The organism is Bradyrhizobium sp. SZCCHNS30572, from assembly GCF_032484415.1.
Taxonomy (GTDB): Bacteria; Pseudomonadota; Alphaproteobacteria; order Rhizobiales; family Xanthobacteraceae; genus Bradyrhizobium.
In genome coordinates, this window is sequence record NZ_JAUESY010000012.1 from 1 (window position 1) to 21127 (window position 21127).

22 protein-coding genes and 1 pseudogene are annotated in these 21127 nt (G+C 64.1%); 7 read left to right on the top strand and 16 right to left on the bottom strand.

Annotated elements, in window-relative coordinates; translation table 11 throughout:
* The first annotated feature begins 353 nt into the window (after window positions 1-353).
* Both QX048_RS30625 and ccoG read left to right on the top strand, forming a co-directional pair.
* Complete coding sequence (locus QX048_RS30625) at window positions 354-1148, top strand: fumarylacetoacetate hydrolase family protein (RefSeq protein WP_315825199.1); 795 nt, start codon at window positions 354-356, stop codon at window positions 1146-1148.
* A 354-nt stretch (window positions 1149-1502) separates the two neighbouring features.
* Window positions 1503-2984 (top strand): cytochrome c oxidase accessory protein CcoG, encoded by a 1482-nt coding sequence (gene ccoG, locus QX048_RS30630; RefSeq protein WP_315825198.1) that lies wholly within the window; start codon window positions 1503-1505, stop codon window positions 2982-2984.
* 8 nt (window positions 2985-2992) lie between these two features.
* On the opposite strand, the pseudogene QX048_RS30635 reads toward ccoG, so the two are convergent.
* The 7 genes and pseudogenes from QX048_RS30635 to xoxF5 form a co-directional block, all read right to left on the bottom strand.
* A pseudogene (locus QX048_RS30635) lies at window positions 2993-3316 on the bottom strand (amidase); the annotation flags it as partial.
* Between the two features lie 105 nt (window positions 3317-3421).
* Window positions 3422-5755, bottom strand: coding sequence for a xanthine dehydrogenase family protein molybdopterin-binding subunit (locus tag QX048_RS30640; RefSeq protein ID WP_315825197.1), 2334 nt, complete (start codon window positions 5753-5755; stop codon window positions 3422-3424).
* A gap of 2 nt (window positions 5756-5757) precedes the next feature.
* Window positions 5758-6210, bottom strand: coding sequence for a (2Fe-2S)-binding protein (locus tag QX048_RS30645; protein WP_315825196.1), 453 nt, complete (start codon window positions 6208-6210; stop codon window positions 5758-5760).
* A gap of 360 nt (window positions 6211-6570) precedes the next feature.
* Window positions 6571-7134: an S-(hydroxymethyl)glutathione synthase gene (gene gfa / locus QX048_RS30650; protein ID WP_315713222.1), complete on the bottom strand. Its 564-nt coding sequence runs from the start codon at window positions 7132-7134 to the stop codon at window positions 6571-6573.
* A 33-nt stretch (window positions 7135-7167) separates the two neighbouring features.
* On the bottom strand, window positions 7168-8277 hold the full coding sequence (locus tag QX048_RS30655) for an S-(hydroxymethyl)glutathione dehydrogenase/class III alcohol dehydrogenase (RefSeq protein ID WP_315756267.1): 1110 nt from the start codon (window positions 8275-8277) through the stop codon (window positions 7168-7170).
* A 78-nt stretch (window positions 8278-8355) separates the two neighbouring features.
* The gene (locus tag QX048_RS30660; protein WP_315713645.1) at window positions 8356-8835 is read right to left on the bottom strand and encodes a c-type cytochrome, methanol metabolism-related; all 480 of its coding nucleotides are present in this window, start codon (window positions 8833-8835) and stop codon (window positions 8356-8358) included.
* Window positions 8836-8967: 132 nt separating this feature from the next.
* The gene (xoxF5, locus tag QX048_RS30665; protein WP_315713218.1) at window positions 8968-10773 is read right to left on the bottom strand and encodes a lanthanide-dependent methanol dehydrogenase XoxF5; all 1806 of its coding nucleotides are present in this window, start codon (window positions 10771-10773) and stop codon (window positions 8968-8970) included.
* Window positions 10774-11179: 406 nt separating this feature from the next.
* On the opposite strand from xoxF5, the gene QX048_RS30670 reads away from it, so the two are divergent.
* The gene (locus QX048_RS30670) at window positions 11180-12127 is read left to right on the top strand and encodes a helix-turn-helix domain-containing protein (RefSeq protein WP_315713217.1); all 948 of its coding nucleotides are present in this window, start codon (window positions 11180-11182) and stop codon (window positions 12125-12127) included.
* A gap of 20 nt (window positions 12128-12147) precedes the next feature.
* Here QX048_RS30670 and QX048_RS30675 read toward each other — a convergent pair whose 3' ends face one another.
* From QX048_RS30675 to QX048_RS30685, 3 genes are read right to left on the bottom strand one after another with little or no spacing between them, the layout of a single operon-like run.
* Entirely contained in the window at window positions 12148-13083 is a 936-nt protein-coding gene (locus QX048_RS30675) for a transporter substrate-binding domain-containing protein (RefSeq protein ID WP_315825463.1), read from the bottom strand.
* A complete protein-coding gene (locus tag QX048_RS30680; protein ID WP_315825195.1) occupies window positions 13083-13424 on the bottom strand; it encodes a cytochrome c in 342 nt (113 codons plus the stop codon). Before QX048_RS30680 ends, QX048_RS30675 begins: the two co-directional genes overlap by 1 nt.
* A gap of 25 nt (window positions 13425-13449) precedes the next feature.
* Complete coding sequence (locus QX048_RS30685) at window positions 13450-15114, bottom strand: methanol/ethanol family PQQ-dependent dehydrogenase (RefSeq protein WP_315825194.1); 1665 nt, start codon at window positions 15112-15114, stop codon at window positions 13450-13452.
* Between the two features lie 384 nt (window positions 15115-15498).
* Between QX048_RS30685 and QX048_RS30690 the strand changes: the two genes are divergently transcribed.
* Both QX048_RS30690 and pqqA read left to right on the top strand, forming a co-directional pair.
* Complete coding sequence (locus QX048_RS30690; RefSeq protein WP_315752808.1) at window positions 15499-15771, top strand: hypothetical protein; 273 nt, start codon at window positions 15499-15501, stop codon at window positions 15769-15771.
* Window positions 15772-15988: 217 nt separating this feature from the next.
* The gene (gene pqqA / locus QX048_RS30695; RefSeq protein ID WP_009031067.1) at window positions 15989-16069 is read left to right on the top strand and encodes a pyrroloquinoline quinone precursor peptide PqqA; all 81 of its coding nucleotides are present in this window, start codon (window positions 15989-15991) and stop codon (window positions 16067-16069) included.
* A 149-nt stretch (window positions 16070-16218) separates the two neighbouring features.
* Here pqqA and QX048_RS30700 read toward each other — a convergent pair whose 3' ends face one another.
* Complete coding sequence (locus tag QX048_RS30700) at window positions 16219-16527, bottom strand: EthD family reductase (RefSeq protein ID WP_315713209.1); 309 nt, start codon at window positions 16525-16527, stop codon at window positions 16219-16221.
* Window positions 16528-16738: 211 nt separating this feature from the next.
* Here QX048_RS30700 and QX048_RS30705 point away from each other — a divergent pair, with 211 nt between their 5' ends.
* A complete protein-coding gene (locus tag QX048_RS30705; protein ID WP_315713207.1) occupies window positions 16739-16951 on the top strand; it encodes a hypothetical protein in 213 nt (70 codons plus the stop codon).
* Window positions 16952-16981: 30 nt separating this feature from the next.
* Here QX048_RS30705 and QX048_RS30710 read toward each other — a convergent pair whose 3' ends face one another.
* From QX048_RS30710 to QX048_RS30725, 4 genes are read right to left on the bottom strand one after another with little or no spacing between them, the layout of a single operon-like run.
* Window positions 16982-17329: a hypothetical protein gene (locus QX048_RS30710; protein WP_315825193.1), complete on the bottom strand. Its 348-nt coding sequence runs from the start codon at window positions 17327-17329 to the stop codon at window positions 16982-16984.
* A 36-nt stretch (window positions 17330-17365) separates the two neighbouring features.
* A complete protein-coding gene (locus tag QX048_RS30715; RefSeq protein ID WP_315713203.1) occupies window positions 17366-18079 on the bottom strand; it encodes an ABC transporter ATP-binding protein in 714 nt (237 codons plus the stop codon).
* Window positions 18069-18806, bottom strand: a complete 738-nt coding sequence (locus QX048_RS30720; protein ID WP_315825192.1) for an ABC transporter permease — start codon at window positions 18804-18806, stop codon at window positions 18069-18071. The genes QX048_RS30715 and QX048_RS30720 overlap by 11 nt, the downstream gene beginning before the upstream one ends.
* Complete coding sequence (locus tag QX048_RS30725; RefSeq protein ID WP_316191424.1) at window positions 18806-19786, bottom strand: ABC transporter substrate-binding protein; 981 nt, start codon at window positions 19784-19786, stop codon at window positions 18806-18808. Before QX048_RS30725 ends, QX048_RS30720 begins: the two co-directional genes overlap by 1 nt.
* A gap of 86 nt (window positions 19787-19872) precedes the next feature.
* Here QX048_RS30725 and QX048_RS30730 point away from each other — a divergent pair, with 86 nt between their 5' ends.
* Window positions 19873-20232 carry a hypothetical protein gene (locus QX048_RS30730; RefSeq protein WP_315713197.1) on the top strand — a complete coding sequence of 120 codons (360 nt, stop codon included), beginning with the start codon at window positions 19873-19875 and terminating at the stop codon, window positions 20230-20232.
* 20 nt (window positions 20233-20252) lie between these two features.
* On the opposite strand, the gene QX048_RS30735 is transcribed toward QX048_RS30730, so the two are convergent.
* Entirely contained in the window at window positions 20253-21074 is an 822-nt protein-coding gene (locus QX048_RS30735; RefSeq protein ID WP_315825190.1) for a quinoprotein dehydrogenase-associated SoxYZ-like carrier, read from the bottom strand.
* Window positions 21075-21127: the final 53 nt, after the last annotated feature.

Sequence of the window (21127 nt, forward strand, 5' to 3'; positions counted from 1 at the left end):
GCCCCGCGTTGACCGTTTCTTTCGAATGCCCATCGCAACCTCCTCATCGAGTGTTGCGACGACCAATTGAATCCGCCGGTCTGTCCGGCTGAACCTGTGGTTCCTGCCGCCTGCATTTTTCCGCAGGCGGGCCACGGGCCTCAGTCGAGGTCCGGCCTTCCCTGCGCCCTCGCGTTTCCGGCGAGGGTCTCGAGCATCGCTTCGGGCGCGTGTTGCGCTGCGAGGGCGACGGCGCGTGCGCGCATGGTGGCGCTGGCATACTGGATATGCTTATCAGTTGAGCGGGGCGCCGATGCTGGCGCGCCACCACCAACAAATCAGCCGGCCGCAACGGCTGATCCAGGAGGAACCCCATGGCAGACACCTCACGCCGCGATCTCCTCGTCGCCGGCAGCGCCGCGGCAGCGGCTGCGATCATGACGGACACCTACCCTGCCGCTGCACAGGCCGGGCCGAAGCCGATCTTCGCCGTGCCGGAGACCACCATTCCGATCGCCGGCGAGCAGGGCGTGTTCCCCGTCCGCCGCATCTACTGCATCGGGCGCAACTACGCGGCGCATGCCATCGAGCGCGGCTCCGATCCGAACCGCGAGCCGCCGTTCTTCTTCCAGAAGCCGACCGACGCGATCCAGAACGTCGCGATCGGCGAGGTCGCCGATCATCCTTATCCGTCGCTGACCAAGAACTATCATCACGAGGTCGAACTGGTCGCGGCGCTGAAATCCGGCGGCACCAACGTTCCCGCCGAGTCCGCGCTCGATCATGTCTATGGCTACGCGCTCGGCCTCGACATGACCCGCCGTGACCTGCAGAACGGCATGGCCGCCGAGAAGAAGCCATGGGAGATCGGCAAGAGTTTCGATCATGCCGCCGTGCTCGGCCCGATCCATCCGGTGGCGAAGGTCGGCCACTTCACCAAGGGCGCGATCTCGCTCGCGGTCAACGGCACGGTCCGGCAGAACTCCGACCTCACCAAGATGATCTGGAGCGTCGCCGAGCAGATCGCGAAACTGTCCGAGGCGTTCGAGCTGAAGGCCGGCGACATCATCTATTCCGGCACGCCGGAGAATGTCGGCCCGGTCGTCAAGGGCGACGTGCTCTTGTGCAAGCTCGAGGGCCTGCCGGACATGTCGATCAAGATTGTTTGAGAGAGGGGCTGGATCACACGTCGTGTGCAGCACGTTGACGCTGCCGATCGGAACGGAATTCGCCGCCGCAATACCGATACGCTCCTTCTCCCCGCGCGCGGGGAGAGGCGAGCAGCGAGCGTCGCTACGCGCGCTATCCAACAAGCGCGGCAGCCGCAGCCATCCCTCCGGATGCTGCGACTGCCGCCGTGGCGCTCGCGGCGCCGCGCCTCTCATCGCCTGCCGGACGGGAACTATCGTTGTTCCCGCGCAAACAGGCGCTGCCAGCCGTTCGCAAGTTTGTGGCCCGACAAAGAGCCGCCCGGCACCGCCGCCTATCGTTGCCCTGCATCAGCCGAGCGAACGAGGGCAGCCGTGGCCATCACCATCGAGATCGATCACGCCAAGACGCGGCGCATGGCGCAGGGCCAGGGCCAAAGCAGGGGCCAGGGTCAGGCCCGCGGCCCGGCACGGTCGTTGCGCAGCGCTGGCGGCCCGGTGGTTCCGCAGGGCGTCAAGGGGCCAATCCGGCGGCTGAAATGGCTGATTCTCGTTCTGACGCTCGCCGTCTACTACATCACGCCGTTCGTGCGCTGGAACCGCGGGCCGAATGCGCCGGACCAGGCCGTGCTGCTCGATTTCGCCCACGGAAAGCTCTATCTTGGCCCCGCCGAGATCTGGCCGCAGGATCTCTATCTCATCACTGCGGCGATGCTACTGGCGACGTTCATCCTCGTCCTGGTCAACGCGCTGGCCGGCCGCCTGTGGTGCGGCTTCGCCTGTCCGCAGACGGTGTGGACCGATCTGTTCCTGCTGGTCGAGCGCCTCGTCGAGGGCGACCGCCGGCAGCGGCTGAAGAACGTCGGCGCGCCGCTGACGGCGCGGCGTATCGCACAGATCGCCACCAAGCACGCGCTGTGGATGGCGATCGCGCTCGGCACCGGCGGCACCTTGATCTTCTACTTCACCGATGCGCCGGAGCTGGTGCGCGATGTCCTGCATGGCGAGATGTCGGCGACCGCGCTGACCTGGACCTTGGTGTTCGCCGGCACGACCTATGGCCTCGCCGGTTTCGCGCGCGAGCAGGTCTGCACCTTCATGTGCCCGTGGCCGCGTCTTCAAGGCGCGATCTGGGATACGGAAGCCTTCACGGTGAACTATCGCGATTATCGCGGCGAGACCCGGATGTCGGCGAAGAAGGCCGCCGAGGCGCGGTCGCAGGGGCTGCCGGCCGGCGATTGCGTCGATTGTGGCGCCTGCGTCGCCGTCTGCCCGATCGGCATCGACATCCGCCAGGGGCCGAGCTTCGCCTGCATCAATTGCGGCCTCTGCGTCGATGCCTGCGACGGCGTGATGGCCAAGCTCGACCGTCCGCGCGGCCTGATCGACTACGAGAGCTGGCGCAACATCGAGCGTGGCCGTGTCGGCGAGCCGCGTGTCTCACGGCTGGTGCGGCCGAAGACGATCGGCCTCGCGCTCGCCTGCGTCGCTGTGGCCGGCGTGATCGCGGTTTCGTTCGTCACGAAGACCACCGCCGTGCTGTCGGTGCAGCACGATCGCGATCCGATGTCGGTGCGGCTGTCGGATGGCTCGGTGCGCAACGGCTACACGGTGAAGCTGCTCAACAAGTCGTCCGCCGTGCAGAGCTTCAGGCTCGGCATCAGCGGCATCGATGCGGCGCTCGCCATCGTCGGCCATGCGGCGGCGGATGCGATCGAGGTCGAGCCGGACGGCTCGGAGGCGCTGCGGGTGACGCTGACCATGCCCGAGTCTGTGGATGCCGATGTCACCTTCCAGGCGGTCGATGCCAACGGCCAGGTCGTGCTGACCGCGCACGACCACTTCGTGAACCGGTAGAGGAGGGCCTACAGATAGGATTTCGGCAGCAGCATGTGGATGCCCTTGTTGCCGTCGACCAGCTGGGTGACGCGCAGATTGCCGGCCAGCGAGCACAGCATGTAGGCTTGGTTGCGCGACAGGTTGGTGCGGGCGCAGACGTGCTTGACCATCTCGCGCACCGCCTGCTTGGCGGCGTCATCGAGATCCTCGTCGAGGCCGATCGACATCAGGTGGGTGGCGTTCTCGGCGAACGGCCAGGTGATGTCCATGTCCTTGCGCACGGTGAGGCGGAAGGTGCCGGTGACGCCGGTCTCGAGCGCGGTGATGCAAACCTCGCCGTCCGCCGTGATCGGCCGCTATGCCTCGGTGCGCTACGGGCGCTGACTGATCCTGCTTCTTCTGGCGTGATCATCGGCCGGATCGCTCCGGCCGATGATCTGCTGATTGCTGCAAGTTCAGGTCGCGAGCTGATTGCCGATCGGCAATGCGCGCAGGCGCTTGCCGGTGGCGGCAAAGATCGCGTTGGCGAGCGCCGGCGCGAATGGCGGCACGCCCGGCTCTCCGACGCCGCTCGGCGGCGTGTCGGCATCAACGGGCACGATGTGCACGTTGGTGACCAGCGGCGCCTCGTCGATTCGGACCACCGGATGGTCGTCGAAGTTGCGCTGCTGCACCCGGCCATTCTTGAAGCTGATCTCGCCATATTTGGCGAGGCTCAGCCCCATGATCGCGGCGCCTTCGAGCTGCGAGGCGATGCGCTCGGGGTTGACGAAGGTGCCGCAGTCGATCGCGGTGTCGACCTGATGCACCACGAGCTTGCCCTTGTCGTCGACCGACACCTCCACGATGGTGGCGATGTAGCTGACGAAGCTGCGATGCGCGGCGATGCCGAGGCCGTGGCCCTTGGGCACCGAGCGGCCCCAATTGCCCTTCTCGGCCACGAACTCGACGACGCGGCGCAGCCGGCCGGTGTCGATCGGATAGCTCTCGTAGGGCTCGCCGTAGTTCCAGAGATCCTTCACCGAGGCGAGCTTCAGGACGCGCGGAGTGCCGATCAGATCGAGCAGCGTGTCCTTCTGGTCGCGGCCGGTCGCGTGGGCAATCTCGCCGACCATCGACTGCACGGCGAAGGCGCGCGGGATGTTCGAGACCGAGCGGAACCAGCCGATGCGGGTCATCGCCTTGGCGGCGGGATTCTCACATTGGATGTTGGCGATCTCGAACGGCATGTCGACGAGGCCCATGCCGAGCTCGAACGGCGCGGCATGATCGGCGCCCGCCGCGAAGGTCGACAGGATGGTCGGCGCGACGCTGCGGTGGCGCCAGGCCACCACCTTGCCGCTCTTGTCGAGCCCGGCTTCGATGCGCTCCACCGACACGGTGTGCAGGAAATCGTGATGGAGGTCGTCATCGCGTGTCCACTGCACCTTGACCGGTGCGCCCAGCGTCTTCGACAGCAGGGCAGCCTCGAGCGCGAAGTCGCATTTTGACTTCCGCCCGAACCCGCCGCCGAGCAGGGTGACGTTGACGGTGACGTTCTCCGGCGGGATCTGCAGCGTCTTGGCGACATCCTCGTGCGTGCCGCCGGGGCTCTGCACAGGCGCCCAGATCTCGGCCTTGTCGCCCTTGACGTCGGCGACCGCGACCGGCGGCTCCATGCTGGCATGGGCGAAATGCGGCAGGTAGTACTCGCCGGTGATCACCTTGTCGGCCGACTTCAGCGCGGCCTCGACGTCGCCTTCCTCGCGTACGACGAGGCCCGGCTGGCGCGCGGCGGCCTCGAGCTCGGCCCGATAGGCGACAGAGTCGTAGCTCGCGTTGGCGCCGTCGTCCCACTCGACCTTGAGCACGTCGCGGCCCTTGATCGCGGCGCCGGTGTTGCGCGCGATCACCGCGACGCCGCCAAGCGGCTGGAACTTCGACGGCCAGGGCCAGCCCTTGACCTCGATCACCTGCTCGACGCCGGGCACCTTCAGCGCCTCGGCCGGATCGAACGACTTGACCTTGCCGCCGGTCACCGGCGGCCGGGCGATAACTGCGTATTTCATGCCGGGTAGGCGGACATCGGAGCCGTAGCGCGCCTTGCCGACGGTGATGTCGTGCAGATCGACGATGCTGACCTGACCCTTGCCGAGATAGCGGAAGTCCTTCGGCGATTTCAGCTGCACGGTGTCAACCGCAGGCACCGGCAGACTGGCGGCATCGGCCGCGAGCTCGCCGAAGCCGAGGCGGCGGCCGCTGGCGCTGTGCACGACCTCATGATTGACGGCTTTCACTTCGCTCGGCGGCACGCCGAGGCGCTGGGCCGCCGCGGCTTCGAGCATCGCCCGCGCCATGGCGCCGATCTGTCGCATCGGCAGCAGATAATGCCGCGTGCTGCGCGAACCGTCGGTATCCTGGTTGCCGAACTTCACCTCGTCGCCGGGGGCCTGCACGACGCGCACGCGCGACCAGTCGGCTTCCATCTCCTCCGCCACGATCAGCGGCAGGCTGGTACGCACGCCTGTGCCCATCTCGGAGCGGTGGGCGAGGATCGACACGATGCCGTCGGGGGCGATCGAAACGAAAACCTTAGGATCGACCACGGTGCCGTGCGGCATCTTGCCGGCGCCGGTTTCATAGGCGGCAAACGCCGGGCGCGACAGCAAGGGAGCCGCGAGCACGAACCCGCCCGCGAGGCCCAGCGTCTGCAGGATGGTACGGCGCGAGACGTTCTCGACCTTGAGATGCCGCTCGAAGCCGCGGCGAGACGCGGACTTTGCGATGTCGGGATTTGCGATGATGTTCATGATCACACCCCCGTCGAGGCCAGATGGACCGCATTCTCGATGCGCTGATAGCAGCCGCAGCGGCAGATGTTGCCGGCCATCGCATCCCTGATCTGGTCATGCGACGGTTTGGGATTCTCGTTCAAGAGTGCGGCCGCTTGCATGATCTGTCCGGCCTGGCAGAAGCCGCATTGCGGCACGTTGACCTGCCGCCATGCCTTCTGCACCGGATGATCTCCGGTCGGATGCAGACCTTCGATGGTGGTGACCTCTCGTCCCGCGACATCCGACACTGCGGTGATGCAGGCGCGCGCCGCTTCCTTGTCGACCATCACGGTGCAGGCGCCGCACAGCGCTGCGCCGCACCCGTATTTCGTTCCGGTCAAACCCAGCTCGTCGCGCAGATACCACAGCAGCGGCAGGCTCGGATCGCCATCCCAGCTCTGCTCCTGTCCGTTGATTTTCACCTTGATCATGTTCGCCCTCGCTCTGTCGGACCAATGGTCGCTGGTTCTGATCGTTGGTGGACGCGCGCGGGACCACATGTCCTTACGTGCACGCGCCGGATCAATTGAGAGTTGTCGGAAGACTACTGATGATAGCAGACCGGGACAGGCATCGGTCTACACAGGCGCGTGTGGTGTCAGAGCAGACGAGCGCTGCGCGTGCAGCCCGCTGCAATGCAAATACGGAACAATGGGCGATGCGCCGACGACAATGGCGGCCGCCTGACCAAAGCGGCGACAAAAAAAGAATGCCTCGCCGGCGTGGGGCAGGCGAGGCACCAAGTCTTCAGGAAGGAACGCTTCAGTTGTACGCTTGGTCCGTGGCGGCCGTCAGGCCGCCTTTGCTTTCGCCACGTGGGTGGCAATCGCATCCATCAGGGCCGGCGACAGGCAGTCATAGGGCTCGAGCCCCAGCTCCTTCAATCGCGCCCGAATCTCGCCCATCTGTTCCGGCTTCACGCCCGACTCGATCACCGAGGAGACGAAGGCCGCAAAGCCCGGCGCGGCCGAACCCTGCTCCTGGAACAGCTCGGGGTGAATGAAGTCGAGGCCGTAGAACGGGTGGCCCGTGTTCTCGATGCGGCCATACATATGCGTGCCGCAGCCGGTGCAGGCATAGCGCTGGATGACGGCGGAGGGATCGACGATCTTGAGCTTGTCGCCGTTCTCCAGCACCGTGACGTTCTGCCGCGGCACGACGGCAACGACCGAGAAGGTCGCGCCGGAGGGCTTCCAGCATTTGGTGCAGCCGCACGCGTGGTTATGCGCGACATCGCCCTTGATGCCGACCTTGACCGGCCGGTCGTGGCATTTGCAGACCAGCGTGCCGCCGGCGAAATGGCCGCTTCCCTGTTTGACGCCGTTATCGACGGACGGATGGATGTGGACAGTCATGGCGCAATCCTCCTCAGTTTTGCGTGCTTGGGGTCAGAACACGACGACGGAACGGATCGATTTGCCCTCATGCATCAGGTCGAAGCCCTTGTTGATGTCTTCGAGCTTGAGCGTGTGGGTGATCATCGGGTCGATTTCGATCTTCCCGTTCATGTACCAGTCGACGATCTTGGGAACGTCGGTGCGCCCGCGCGCGCCGCCGAACGCCGTGCCCTTCCAGACGCGTCCGGTGACGAGCTGGAATGGGCGGGTCGCGATCTCCTTGCCGGCCTCGGCGACACCGATGATGATCGATTCGCCCCAGCCGCGATGGCAGGCTTCCAGCGCCTGGCGCATCACCGTGGTATTGCCGGTGCAGTCGAAGGTGTAGTCGGCACCGCCGTCGGTCAGCGCGACCAGGTGCTGGACGATGTCGCCGGTCACCTTCTTCGGGTTGACGAAATGGGTCATGCCGAAGCGGCGGCCCCATTCCTCCTTGCTGTCATTGACGTCGACGCCGACGATCTTGTCGGCGCCCGCCATCCGCGCGCCCTGGAGCACGTTGAGGCCGATGCCGCCGAGGCCGAAGACGATGACGTTCGAGCCGGGCGTGACCTTGGCCGTGTTGACGACCGCGCCGACGCCGGTGGTGACGCCGCAGCCGATATAGCAGCTCTTGTCGAAGGGCGCGTCCTCGCGAATCTTCGCGACCGCGATCTCCGGCAGCACGGTGAAGTTGGAGAAGGTCGAGCAGCCCATGTAGTGGTAGATGGCCTGGCCCTTGTAGCTGAAGCGCGACGTGCCGTCGGGCATCAGGCCCTTGCCCTGCGTGGCGCGGATCGCGGTGCAGAGATTGGTCTTGCGGCTGAGGCAGCTCTTGCACTGGCGGCATTCCGGTGTGTAGAGCGGAATGACGTGGTCGCCGGGCTTGACCGAGGTCACGCCCGGGCCGACCTCGCGCACGATGCCGGCGCCCTCATGGCCGAGGATCGAGGGGAAGATGCCCTCGCTGTCGAAACCGTCGAGCGTGTAGGCATCGGTGTGGCAGATGCCGGTAGCCTTGATTTCTACCAGCACCTCGCCGGCCTTCGGCCCTTCGAGGTCAACCTCGACGATCTCCAGCGGCTTCTTGGCTTCGAAAGCGACCGCGGCGCGCGTCTTCATGTCTCAAACTCCTCTTTCATTCTCTTGAGCCCGCGACGCTGCCCAGGGAAACTGTTCAGGCGCGGTCCCCGTCGTCAGTCATTTCTTGCCCATGCAGGAGTTCTCCGCTTCCGTATAGGCTGGCGGTTTGTCCTCGTGCTTGGCCGGGCGAACGCGTCCTACCGCGTCATTGCCGCGGGCGCGCAGGTAGATGTAGAGGTCGTCCATGTAGCAGGCCACGTTCGGATTGTCGCCGAAAGCCGGCATGACGTTCTCCTGGGACGTGCTGACATTCTTGCGGCCGCTGGCGATGACACCGATGAAATCGCCGTAGCTCATGGTCTTGACCGAGTCCTTCAGCGCAGGCGCATAAGTCGATCCCATGCCGTCGGGCCCGTGGCAGACGTGGCATTCGGAATGATAGCGGCGGTATCCCGAGTAGGTGTACCAGTCGACCGATCCGTCGGCGCCCACCTTGTAGGTCGGATTGCCATCCTTATCGAAGTACTTCCCGTCCTCGGACTTGACGGCCGCAGGATCTCCCGGACTTTCCGCCCAGGCATTTTCGGCGACAGTCATCCCGCCGGTTGCCAGGAACAGAGCCGTGGCGACCGCAAAACAGATTCTACGCAAGGGCGTCTTCCCTTAATTTTCTGGGGCAGGCGAACCGGCGCATGGACGAGATCCATGCGCCGGAAGCAGGTGCCTAGCTCACTGCTGCGGGAGCGAGAACACGGTGAGCGCGCCGCCCAGGGCGGTGTAGTTGCTCAGCGCTGCGTAGCCGCCGACCGCACCGAGACCGGCGGTCGGATCCGTCAGGCCCGCCGCGAGACCGATGCCGGCCCAGCCACCGACACCCGAGAGCACGGCGACATACTGCTTGCCGCCTGCCTCGTAGGTCGTGACGTTGCCGATGATGCCGGACGGGGTCTTGAACTTGTAGAGCTCCTTGCCCGTCTTGGCATCGACCGCCTTGAGGTAGCCTTCGAGCGTTCCGTAGAACACCACGCCGCCAGCCGTCGCGAGCGCACCAGACCACACCGAGAACGGCTCCTTGTTCGACCAGGCGATCTTGCCGGTCTTGCCGTCCCAGGCGATGAAGTTGCCCATATGGGTCTCACCCGCCGGCGGATACATCGACAGGGTTGCGCCGACATAGGGCTGACCTGCGGTGTAGCTCACCTTGAAGGGCTCGTAGTCCATGCAGACATGGTTGGTGGGCACGTAGAACAGTTGCGTATCCGGCGAGTAGGCCGCCGGCTGCTCGTCCTTGGTGCCCAGCGCCGCCGGGCAGATGCCCTTGGTGTTGACGTCCTCACCCTGCTTGTCGGTCGAGTACTGATCGACGACCTTGGGACGGCCGTAGGTTGCAGAGTTCTTGTCCATGTCGACGCCGGTGGTCCAGTTCACCTTCGGGTCGAACTTCTCGGCAACGAGCAGCTCGCCCGTGGCACGGTCGAGCGTATAGCCGAGGCCGTTACGATCGAAGTGCGTGAGCAGCTTGCGCGGCTGGCCGTTGATGGACTGGTCGGACAGGATCATCTCGTTGACGCCGTCATAGTCCCACTCGTCGTGGGGCGTCATCTGATAGACCCACTTCGCGACGCCGGTGTCGGCATGGCGGGCGAAGATCGTCATCGACCACTTGTTGTCGCCGGGACGCTGCTTCGGATTCCAAGTCGAGGGATTGCCCGACCCGTAATAGACCATGTCGAGCTGCGGATCGTAGGAGATCCAGCCCCAGGTGCAGCCGCCGCCGGTCTTCCACTGATCGCCTTGCCAGGTCTTCAGGCTCGAGTCCTTGCCGACCGGCTTGCCGAGCGCCGTGGTGTTGGCGTCGAACAGGATCTGGTCATCCGGACCTTCGGAGTACGCCTTCCAGACCTGCTTGCCGCTCTTGATATCGTAAGCGGTCATGCTGCACTGGACGCCGAACTCGCCGCCGGACGTGCCGACCAACACCTTGTCCTTCACCACGAGCGGAGCCGAGGTTCCGGTCTGTCCCTTGCTCGGATCGCCATTGACGGCGGTCCAGACGTGCTGGCCGGTCTTGGCGTCGATCGCCACCAGCTTGTCGTCGGCCTGATGCAGGAAGATCTTGCCGTCCCCATAGGCGACGCCGCGGTTGACGGTGTCGCAGCACATCACCGGAATGACGTTCGGATCCTGCTTGGGCTCGTACTTCCAGACGATCTTGTTGTCCTGCGCGAGATCGAGCGCATACACCTTGTTCGGGAACGGCGTATGCACATACATCAAGTTGCCGATGATGAGCGGTCCGCCTTCGTGGCCGCGCAGCACGCCGGTGGAGAAGGTCCACGCGACCTGCAGCTTGCCGACGTTCTGAGCGTTGATCTGATTGAGCTTGGAGTAACGCGTATTGGCGTAGTCTCCCGCCGGCATCACCCAGTCCTTCGGGTTGGCCGACATCTTGACCAGCTCTTCACTGGCCCACGCGCCACCCGCGGCAAGCGCCGCGACTGACGTCAGACATGTTGCGAGTAGCACTCTTCGCATCGTCTTTCCTCCCGGGTTCAACTGAGGTTCCGCAGCACGCGGCCCAGTATTCGTTTTCGGCATCATTGATTATCCACTTCCTGACCGGGAAACTTGCCCAAAAGAGAAAAGAGCTTGCTCAAGAGTGAAGCGAATAGAAGTTTTTGAAGGAGATTTTGCTTTGCTGGTCCGCAACATGAGCGCCATTCTTGCTGCGGAGCATCAATTTACAGCACCGCGGTTCCACCGAAGGTTGACGTTTCCCTTGACCTTACAGAGACGAAGGCGGAGGATCATGCGAGGGAAGTTATGGAACGAAGTGCGCCGCGAAAGTCGCGGCCTTAAAATGGGAGCAATCTTGCTACAGTCTCGTTCGCCGTCCGGCGGCGGACCCGTTGCGTTTCGATCATGAATCGGTGGATGAAACATGTCCGACACGATCCGCTCGCTTAATACTTCGGGATTCTCACCGAAGAGCCAGATCCAGCGTTGGTCAGATGCACTGACCGACCTGTGCGGACGTTTCGATGTCGATCCGCTGGAGGGGGCCTCGTTCGAGGGGCGCATCAATTTCACGACGGTGTCGCGCCTGAAGCTCTGCCAGATCGAGGCCAGCCAGCACCGTATTGCGCATACCTATGCGCGTGCGCAAAAGGCCGCACATCCCTACATCAAGATCTTGTTCCAGACCTATGGAACGTCCTATTTCGAGCAGGATGGCCGCCAGATCGAGATCGGCCCGGGCGATTGTCTCGCCTATGACGTCTCGTTACCGCACACCATCATCAGCCCCGCGCTGACCCGCCATGACGTCGTGATCGTGCCGAAGGAGCTATTGCAGGAGCGCGGCTTCCGGTCGGAAAAGATGCCTGCATACAAGCTGTCTGCGCGGAGCGGGACCGGTCGGATTGCGCATGATGTCACCCATGCCGCGTTCGATGAGGCGACCCGGCTTTCGCCCAACTCGGCCGTCAGCGTCGCCGAATCGCTCATCGATCTGTTGCTCTTGCCGCTGCGTGAAGCCGATCGAATGCTGGATCGGGCGGGACCTGAGGCGGTCTATATCCGCGCTCAAGCCTTCATCCGCGAGCATCTGCGCGATCCCGATCTGTGCATCGATCAGATTTCGGCGGCTCTGGGGTGCACCAAGCGCTACCTTCACATGGTGTTCAGCGACCGTGGCATGACGGTCAGCGACTACATCTGGCGGGCCCGGCTTCAGCATTGCCGGCAGGAACTGGAGACGCAGAGCGGCAAGACCATCACTGATGTCGCGTTCTCGTGGGGTTTTTCGAGTTCGTCGCACTTCAGCCGTGTCTTCCGCAAATATTTCGGCGTCGTGCCGTCGTCGGTTCATAAGACTGCGGCCCGCTGAGCGGTCGTGAGGTAGCCGCGCTAGCGTGCGCCGCTCCGGATGATCCTCTGGAATGCATCACCGAGAATCACCGGCTCGCGCGGTGGAAGGTAGGTCAGTCCGGCGGACCGACCGAGATTCGCCAGGGCCCCGGAAGCGTCGAGTTCCGTCAAGGCCTTGTCGACCGATGCGATGAGTTCGGCCGAACTGGTCAGCCCGACATAACCGCGGTTCACGCCGATCGGATAGCTGTAGCCCGACCCGCCGAGCCTGGTGTCGGGATGAGCCGCCCGATACGCATCGAAACGTCTGCCATCGAGCAGGGTCGCATCGAACTTGCCCTGTTCGAGCGCCCCGAGCAGATCATCCCGCGTGGGAATCAAATGCGTGATGTCGTCGATCAGCCGTCCCTTGTCGAACGTCATCAGGATTGCATCCGCCAACGTGCCGCTCTCGATTGCCAGCCGCAGCCCTGCCAGGTCGCCGATGTCGGTAATCGGGCGCTGTTTCGCGGAAGGTCCGAGAACGACGGTCAGTGTTGAGAACATGTATGGCTTGCTCGGCATCAGCGTGCCGAGCGGAACGCGGCGGCGGCGGTCGTCGCGGGTGGCGCCATCGAAGTCCGGCAGCTTGGCTGTCTTGACGCCGGGCGCGACCAATCCGTCCTGGGTGAACGCATAGCTGCCGAGCAGCGAGCAGCGTCCGTCCGAGAGCAGTGCGTTCGCCTCCAGCGCTGGACTGGAATCTTCGTCCAATTTGCTTTCGTACCACTGGATCTCGAGCTTTCTGCCAAGGCGGTCGGCGATTGCCTGACCGAGCAGGACGTCGAAACCGTTGCCGGGCTTGCCACGATGATGGACCGAGAGCGGCGGAAGATTTTCGTCAAGGCAGATGCGCAGCACGTCGTCAGCGGCTAAGGCGGCTGACGACACTGTCGAGATCATCAAGGCAGTCAGCCAACGGCAGAGATGGCGCATCACTGCGCTCTCCGGCTCGAGACATAGGCCCACAGCGCGGTGATCTCGTCATCGCTGAGAATGTCGCCCCAGGGCGGCATGCGACCGTTCTTGCCCTGCTTCACCGTGGTGACGAAACGAGGCTGGTCATCGGGAAACCGACGCAGGTCGGGCGTCACCGTGCCGGAGTTCACCATGTTGGGGCCGTGGCAGTGCGAGCACTTCTGAGCGAACGTCGTCTTGCCGATGTCCACCTGGCTATGTGCGGCGCTGCCATCTTGTTGTTGGGCGAGGGCAGTCGTCGACAGGACGGCCGACATCGCCACGACGGCGGCGAAGGCCGCCGCCGCTTTCATGAACATGTTCTGTCTCACGGGCAATCCGCACTCAGTTCTTGACCGCGAAGACCCACAGCGAGCCGCCTGCCGGAACGTTGGCGAGGCGCTCGTCACCGGAGAACAGTGAGTAGACGCCGCCGTAGCCTGAGGTGACGGCGACATACTGCACGCCATCCTGCTGCCAGGTGACGGGCTGGCCTTCGATGCCGGAGCCGGTCTGGAACTGCCACAGCTTCTTGCCGCTGTCGGCGTCGAAAGCCTCGAATTCGCCGGTCAGCTTGCCCGAGAACACCACGCCGCCTGCCGTGGACAGCACGCCGGAGAAGCGCGGGATGTCGCTCGGCTGCTCCCACTTGGTCTTGCCGGTCATCGGATCGATGGCCTTGAGCTGACCGCGCGGCCCTTCCGGCCAATCCCACAGATCCGTCAGGTCCATGCCCAGGTACCACTCGCCGGCCTTGTAGGTCGCAGGCTCGGTCTTGTAGTGGCCGCCGAACACGAGCGTGTTGGCGTAGGCCAACCCGGTTTGCGGATTGAACGACATCGGCTCCCAGTTCTTGCCGCCGAGAATCGACGGATAGACCGTGACCTTCTTGCCCTCGCGGGCATCGCGCGTCACATCGGTCTCGACCGGCTTGCCCGTCTTCAGGTCGATGCTGGAGGCCCAGTTCACCTTCACATAGGGGTTGGCCGCGAGCAGCTTCCCATTGGTGCGATCGAGCACATAGAAGAAGCCATTGCGGTTGGCGTTCATCAGCACCTTGGTCTGCTTACCCTCGACGTTCATGTCGGCGAGCACCATCTCCGCGACCGCGTCGTAGTCGAACGGATTGTTCGGCGAGAACTGGAAGTGCCACTTCATTTTGCCGGTCTTCGGATCGAGCGCGAGCACCGAGCAGGTGTAGAGGTTGTCGCCCGGGCGCACCGCCGCGTTGAACGGTCCGGGATTACCGACGCCCCAGAACACGGTGTTCTGCTCGGGATCGTAGGAGCCGGTGATCCAGGTCGAGCCGCCGCCCAGCTTCCAGGTGTCGCCCTTCCAGGTGTCGCCGCCGGGTTCATCCGGGCTTGGGACCGTGTGTGTGCGCCACAAATGCTTGCCCGTCGCCGGATCCCAACCATCGATGAAGCCCCGGGTGCCGAACTCGGCGCCGGAGATGCCAGTCAGCACGACGCCGTCGGCGACCAGCGGCGCGACGGTCATCGAGTAGCCTTCCTTGATGTCAGCGGCCTTCTGACGCCACAGCTCCTTGCCGGTCTTGGCATCAAGCGCAATCACGTTGGCATCGAGCGTGGTCCGGAACACCTTGCCGTCGTACAGCGCGGCGCCGCGATTGATGATGCCGCAACAGACCACGCGCGGCGTCTCGGCGGGATAGTCGATCTTGCTTTTCCAGATCTGCTTGCCGGTCTTGGCGTCGACGGCCATCGTCGCATTGTGGGTCGTGACGTAGAGCACGCCCTGGTACACCAGCGGCTGCGACTCCTCACTGCGGTCATCGGCGAAACTGTAGTTCCAGACCGGCACCAGGTTCTTGGCGGTGTCCTTGTTGATCTGGGTGAGCGGGCTGAACCGCTGCAGATTGTAGCCCATGCCGTAGTTGAGAACGTTCGCCGTATCAGTTGCACCCTTGACCAACTGATCGGCGCTCTGCGCGCTTGCACCATGTGATGCAAAAATAGCGAGGCCTGCGGCCAGCGCGATCCGCTTCATTCATTTCCTCCGAGATTTTTATGCGCGCCTATCCTGACGCTGCGGGCACAACACTCCGCTCGAAATCGGGAACCGTCAATACGAAAAGGTGGCAACCGCCCTCTGCGCATCGGGAAGCCGTCCTCGTTCGATCGGGACAGAGCAGCCGATCCCCGTTGTCTCTGCTCGCGGATCTGGGTCGGCATGATCGCACCGCTCCGATGTTGCGTTGCGGCACAAACATTGCTTCGCCGCATCATGCCGGGATAACAGAGGAGTAGGCGGATGAGACGAACCATCCTTTGGCTCGGCATGCTTTGTTGCCTTTGGGTGAGTGCGAGTGCGCGTGATCTCGGTCAGTGGGGAGCGGTCGATCCTGCATTGCGTCAATGGTACGAGGCGCTGATGCAGCCCGACGTGCCGACGGCATCGTGCTGCGGTGAGGCCGACGCCTACTTTGCCGATGAGATCCATGTCCGCGACGGCAAGACCTATGTCATCATTACCGATGACCGTCCCGATGAGCCGCGTGGCCGCCCGCATATCGATGTCGGTACCGAGATCGAGGTCCCCGATCACAAGCTGAAGTGGGACAGGGGAAATCCGACGGGGCACGGCATCATCTTCCTGAGCCGCAATCGGTATGTGTTCTGCTACGTGCAGCCGGGCGGTGCGTGAGGGAAGATGCCGTCCCGCTCAGGGGCAACGTCCTACGAGGATTGAGGCGGAACGGCGTCCAGCCAGGCGGCTGGATTTTGTTTCGTTCAATCGATCGACAACCGCTGGGGAAATGCTCCACGGTTATGGAGTCTTGCGTTCCCCCCGATGCGGTCCTAGCTTCGATGTTGGCGCGAGCAATGCGTCAGTCAATGATAGTCGAACTTGGGAGCTTGAAATGGCCTGGAAGACACCGAAGATCGTCGAAGTGCCGGTTGGCATGGAAATCAACATGTACGCCTGTGCTGCGCGCAAGTAACGCGTAGCGATCTGCCAAGCCACGAGGAGCGCAATTCGCTTCTGACTGGCTTGGCGGATCCATTCGATGGACGGTCCGCGAGATCGTCCCGGCGACCGGCCTCTCGGCCGATCGGGTATGACGGGCACACCGCCGAACGTTGGTGACGATCAAACGTCCTGCGTGTCGAAGATATACAGGTCGACGCCGCCATCGGCGAAGTTGGGCAGATCGCCCGCCGCCGCCTTGCCTTCGGCAGAGCCCATTCCCGCCTGCAGCGCCTGCATCGAATCGAATATCAGGGTGGCAACGAGGTGGATGTTGGTGGCTCCCGCCGGCCCATTCACCGGGCCCCGGCTGATATCGTAGCTCTTCAGACCGGGAATCTTCTTCGCCAGCGGCACATGGACGTTCATATAGTGTTTGTCGAACGCCTCGGCGCTCTTGGGGGTCTTGTAGAGTACGAGAACCTTGGGCATCTGCTTCCTCCGCATTCGCTCTTTTGAGGTCGATCGACCGCTTCCATTGCAGCCGATCTGCCGGTTCGGATCAAGCGTCAGGGGCGGCTTCGCCCAGGGATAGTCGTTCCAGCCTTGGTTCTGCATAATTTGTTGCGCGAGGAGAAACTGATGCAGCCGGATGTCGTAGTTTCAGATAAGCTGTTTCAGGCTTATCGAAGGACAACGAGCCATGAGCTCCATCGATCTCGTCATCACCGTCTGCGCAGTCCTGTCTCCGGCCACCTGCGAGGAGCAGCATCTCGTTTTCGCGGATGGCGGTGCCTCGCTGCAGCAATGCGCGATGAAGGCGCCGCCCTACATCGCCCAGTGGATCGGCGAGCACCCGAAATGGACTGCAGTGCGATGGCGCTGCGAATATCCCCACAGCAACGACAAGGCCTGAGGCCGGCTTGGCCGTCGGCACGCTGGCTGCTTACTTCGTGCACTCCTCGAGGTCCTTGTCGGCGACCGAAACCACGGCGTCGGCCTTGATCTCGAGGCCGCGAACGATGCACTGCCGCTCGCCGGCATAGCTCACCTTGGCGTCGTAGCGCCCAGGCTCGACTCCAGTGAGCTTCAGCCGTTCGTCGTGATCGAGCTCCTTGTCCTTGTCGTTCAGCGTCTGATTCGGTCCCCAATTGTTCTGGCCGGCCGGCGAGAGCTGAAAGCCGGTCATCGTTGCGGTGGTCAGATTCCAGAGCCGGATGCCTTTGCTTTGTGCGGCGGCCGCGAGCGGGATGCCGAACAGAATGATCGCCGTCACGGCGGATGCGCGTCTCATGGCGTTTTCCCTGGGGTCCGATGTCCTTTGCCATGACTATGACACGGAAAAATCCAGTCGCGCCACATCGGCCTTGATTACCGCGACCACGTCGTTGTTGCGCTGCGCGCGCGGCAGGTCGATCGGGACTGAATGAAGCAGACGGGCAGGGCGTGAGGACAGCAGGAAGATCCGGTCGCCGAGCCGTGCCGCGTCGTCCATGCTGTGGGTGACCAGCAGCGTGATCATGGGGCGCGAGGCCACGAGCGTCGCGATCTCCTCGCGCAGCCGCGCGGCGAGCGCGTCGTCGAGCGAAGCCAGCGGCTCGTCGAGAATCAGGAAATCCGGCTCGACCGCAAAGGCGCGCGCCAGCGCGACACGGCGGGCGAGGCCGAGCGACAACTCGCCTGGAAAATGGCTGCGATGTCCCTCGAGCTCGAGCACGCCGAAGATGGCGGCCAGCCTGTCCTCCGCGACACCGGGCGCTGCCAGCCGGACGTTGGCCTCGACGGATCGCCACGGCAGCAGCCGCGGCTCCTGGAACACCATTGCCAGCCGGGCTCCCTCGGGCCGCGATACATGGCCCTGATAGTCGTTGTCCAGACCGGCGAGGATCCGCAGCATCGTGCTCTTGCCGCAGCCGGAGGGGCCGACGACGACGCCGACCTCGCCCCGCTCCAGCGAAAAGGCAATGCCAGCAATCACCTCCTGGCGCTTGCCATTGGCGGCGCTGGTGTAGCTCTTGGACCTGATATCGACCTCAAGCCGCACGGAGCCGCCACCTCGATGCACGCTGCTCGAACGGCTGGACGATAACGGCCTCGATCACCAGCACCACGGCAGCAAAGCTGAGCGAGTAGGCGAGCAGCAACGGAATGTCGAACAGCTGGAAGGCGACGCCGATCTCGAAGCCGATGCCGTTGGGCCTCCCGAGCAACTCGGCGACCAGCACGATCTTCCACACCAATGACAGGCCGGAGCGCGCGGCCGCCGCAATATAGGGCGCAAGCTGCGGCAGCAGGACGTGGCGGAGGATGCGTCCGCGCGAAAAGGCAAACACCTTGGCCATCTCGTCGAGCGATGGATCGAGCGCGCGGGCGCCTTCGCGCAAGGTGACGACGGCGGTCGGCAGCTTGTTGATCGCGATCGCCGCGATCGCAGCGACCTCGGTGAGACCAGCCCAGATATAGGCGAGCACGATCACCACCAGCGCGGGCAGATTGAGCAGCAGGATCAGCCAGGGATCGCCGAGGCGGTTGGCGAGCTGGCTGCGCCCCATCAAAAAGCCGATCGCCGAGCCGAGTGCCATCGACAGAGTGAAGGCGAGGGCGACGCGGGCGAGCGTTGCGCCGAGATGCAGAAACAGCGCGCCGGACCGCGCTTCCGTCACCGCAACCGCAAGCACGGCCGATGGCAATGGCAGCTTGGCGCTGCCGGCGACAGCCGCGGCAATCCACCAGGTGGCCAGCAGAAGCGCAAAGGACAACAAGCGCAGCACTAATCCCTCGCATCCGCCCTGTAGTAGGTGCCGGGACTGAGCTCCGGAGACGGGCCGACCAGATCGCGGCCGCCGATCGAAGCCAGCACGTCGTAGAGGATGCGGGCGTCGGCCTCTTCCTCGGCGATCGGCCGGTGCGGAATGCCCTCGCGATAGCGGTCGCGATAGGCGCGCAACGTCGCCTCGTCAGGCGCGCCGGTCAGCGGCGCGATCGTCTGCCAGTCGGCATCCGACGTCGCCAGGATCTCCTTGGCCTTGGCCGTGACGGACAGGAAGCGTGTCACGAGATCGCGATGCTTGGCGGCCCAGTCCTCGTCGAAGACGTAGCCGATCATCGCGGTGCGGCCCTTGGCGCCGAACGGCGGCAGCAGGTCCTCGACGCCAGCAAGCCGGCGGAAGCCCTTGGCCTCCAGCGCCGCGCAGAAATTCCAGTAGTTCAAGCCCGCATCCATCTCGCCGTCGGCCAGCTTGGCGGCCAGCAGCGGCGGCGCGCCGTAGGTGATGGTCGCCTGCGATTTCAGATCGACGCCGTCGCGCTTGAGCGTGGCCTGGAGCAGCAGCCAGCTCTTGTCGAGCGGGCCGCCGGCCACCGCGAGCTTGCGTCCCTTCAGATCGGCAAGCGTCTTGATCGGTGAGGTCGCCGGCACCATCACCGCGCCGAGCGCGCTCGAATAGGGATAGAAGGTGAGCTTGGCGCCGAGCGCACGCTCGCGCGATACCCACAGCCAGTCCGACACCATGATGTCGGCGTTGCCGGCCCGCAGCGCGATCTTGCCGGCCTCCGGGCTCGCGAGCTCGACCGCATCGATCGCGATATCCGCCTGCTTGTCGAGCTGGCGGGCGCGGATCACGGCCAGCTCCCAGGCGAAGGTGCCGGTCTTTTGCACCGCAACCTTGACGGTCTCGGCGGCGCAGCATGCCGTGACCGGCAGCAGGGCGCAGGCGACAATCGCCATCAACAAACGACCGATCTGCGTCATGAGCCCGTCTGCATTTTCTCGAGAGGTGTTCTTTTCAGCCTCATTCCCTTAGCATAGCTTCGGCTGCGATGCCGCGGAGGACTGTGATGCGTAGTGCTGTTCCGGTAGGACCGATTGTCGCCACTCTCATTGCCACGATTGCGCTGTGCGGGCCGGCTCGTGCCGAGGAGCTCAACGACTATCCGACCTCGGCGCGGGCCGAATATGTGTTCGGCTGCATGAAGGCGAATGGCGAGACCAGGGAGGCGATCGCGCAGTGCTCCTGCTCGATCGACGTGATCGCTTCGATCATTCCCTATGAGCGCTACGTCACGGCCGAGACCGTCCTCAGCATGTCCCAGGTGCACAGCAATCTCGGCACCCAGTTCCGCACGTCCGAGCAGGCCGCCAACGCGCTGAACGATCTCCGCCGGGCGCAGGCCGAAGCCGAAGTGAGATGCTTCTGAAGCGCTGCCGCTCTGCCGCATCAAGTTCCTGAACCGTCGGCCGGCCAATCGTGCTCGAACACGTGGCCCTGCGTATCCTTCGCCTCCGCATGGAATTGCTTGGCACCGTTCGACACGTAGGTGAAGCGGATGTTGGGATCCTCAGAGATCGAGATGCCGCCTTCGACCGACAGCACCAGACTGCCGTCCTGCGACAGTGTCAGCCGGTCGATGAAGAAGGCCGGAATGTAGAGCTGCGTCACCTGATCCATCTGGAGCCCGGAATTGTTGGGATGCCCGACCATGACCTGCGCTTCGCGGATGCCGCTCGTGGCGCCGTCGCTGCTTTGCGTGAACTGCCGGTAGCGCATCTGGCCGATGCGCGCCTTGGCCTCGTCCGGATTCTTCGCCGCCGGCGCCGAGCAGCCTCCGGACGCCTTGACGAAGGTCTTGACCACATAGAGCTGACCATCCGTCAGCTCGGCCACGGCATGCACATCCGTGTAGTTGTTGACGCGGACCCGCGTCGAGATCGCGGTCACATTGGCGTCCGCGCCAAGCGTGAACTTGGCCGCCATCGGCGCGGGATTCTGGTCGATCACCAGCGTGATGGTCTTGATACGGCGCTCGTCGGCGGGCGACAGCTTGCTGCGCAGGGTGACCGGAACGACCGAGGCATCCTCGGCGCGCGTCGGCATCTCGATCGACAGCACATTGGTGCCGTCCTGCATCGCCTTGTTGTTGAAGATGTCCTGGACCAGTCCCGGCCAGGGATCGTAACCATCAGCGGCCTTCGCAGGTGCGAACGCAAACGCGAGGCAGGCCCCGAGAAGCAGGGTGGACGGCAGGTGGAGCCGGATCATGGCGCAATCCTCCTCGGGCAGTCGGGTGAATTAACAATCATAGCGCGTTGCCG

What these genes read in the sequence shown, in the direction of transcription:
- QX048_RS30625 (WP_315825199.1), top strand. Translation starts at nt 354, where the DNA reads ATGGCAGACACCTCACGCCGCGATCTCCTCGTCGCCGGCAGCGCCGCG.
- QX048_RS30640 (WP_315825197.1), bottom strand. Translation starts at nt 5,755, where the DNA reads ATGAACATCATCGCAAATCCCGACATCGCAAAGTCCGCGTCTCGCCGC.
- QX048_RS30645 (WP_315825196.1), bottom strand. Translation starts at nt 6,210, where the DNA reads ATGATCAAGGTGAAAATCAACGGACAGGAGCAGAGCTGGGATGGCGAT.
- gfa (WP_315713222.1), bottom strand. Translation starts at nt 7,134, where the DNA reads ATGACTGTCCACATCCATCCGTCCGTCGATAACGGCGTCAAACAGGGA.
- QX048_RS30655 (WP_315756267.1), bottom strand. Translation starts at nt 8,277, where the DNA reads ATGAAGACGCGCGCCGCGGTCGCTTTCGAAGCCAAGAAGCCGCTGGAG.
- QX048_RS30660 (WP_315713645.1), bottom strand. Translation starts at nt 8,835, where the DNA reads ATGACTGTCGCCGAAAATGCCTGGGCGGAAAGTCCGGGAGATCCTGCG.
- xoxF5 (WP_315713218.1), bottom strand. Translation starts at nt 10,773, where the DNA reads ATGCGAAGAGTGCTACTCGCAACATGTCTGACGTCAGTCGCGGCGCTT.
- QX048_RS30670 (WP_315713217.1), top strand. Translation starts at nt 11,180, where the DNA reads ATGTCCGACACGATCCGCTCGCTTAATACTTCGGGATTCTCACCGAAG.
- QX048_RS30675 (WP_315825463.1), bottom strand. Translation starts at nt 13,083, where the DNA reads ATGCGCCATCTCTGCCGTTGGCTGACTGCCTTGATGATCTCGACAGTG.
- QX048_RS30680 (WP_315825195.1), bottom strand. Translation starts at nt 13,424, where the DNA reads ATGTTCATGAAAGCGGCGGCGGCCTTCGCCGCCGTCGTGGCGATGTCG.
- QX048_RS30685 (WP_315825194.1), bottom strand. Translation starts at nt 15,114, where the DNA reads ATGAAGCGGATCGCGCTGGCCGCAGGCCTCGCTATTTTTGCATCACAT.
- QX048_RS30690 (WP_315752808.1), top strand. Translation starts at nt 15,499, where the DNA reads ATGCAGCCCGACGTGCCGACGGCATCGTGCTGCGGTGAGGCCGACGCC.
- pqqA (WP_009031067.1), top strand. Translation starts at nt 15,989, where the DNA reads ATGGCCTGGAAGACACCGAAGATCGTCGAAGTGCCGGTTGGCATGGAA.
- QX048_RS30700 (WP_315713209.1), bottom strand. Translation starts at nt 16,527, where the DNA reads ATGCCCAAGGTTCTCGTACTCTACAAGACCCCCAAGAGCGCCGAGGCG.
- QX048_RS30705 (WP_315713207.1), top strand. Translation starts at nt 16,739, where the DNA reads ATGAGCTCCATCGATCTCGTCATCACCGTCTGCGCAGTCCTGTCTCCG.
- QX048_RS30710 (WP_315825193.1), bottom strand. Translation starts at nt 17,329, where the DNA reads ATGAGACGCGCATCCGCCGTGACGGCGATCATTCTGTTCGGCATCCCG.
- QX048_RS30725 (WP_316191424.1), bottom strand. Translation starts at nt 19,786, where the DNA reads ATGACGCAGATCGGTCGTTTGTTGATGGCGATTGTCGCCTGCGCCCTG.
- QX048_RS30730 (WP_315713197.1), top strand. Translation starts at nt 19,873, where the DNA reads ATGCGTAGTGCTGTTCCGGTAGGACCGATTGTCGCCACTCTCATTGCC.
- QX048_RS30735 (WP_315825190.1), bottom strand. Translation starts at nt 21,074, where the DNA reads ATGATCCGGCTCCACCTGCCGTCCACCCTGCTTCTCGGGGCCTGCCTC.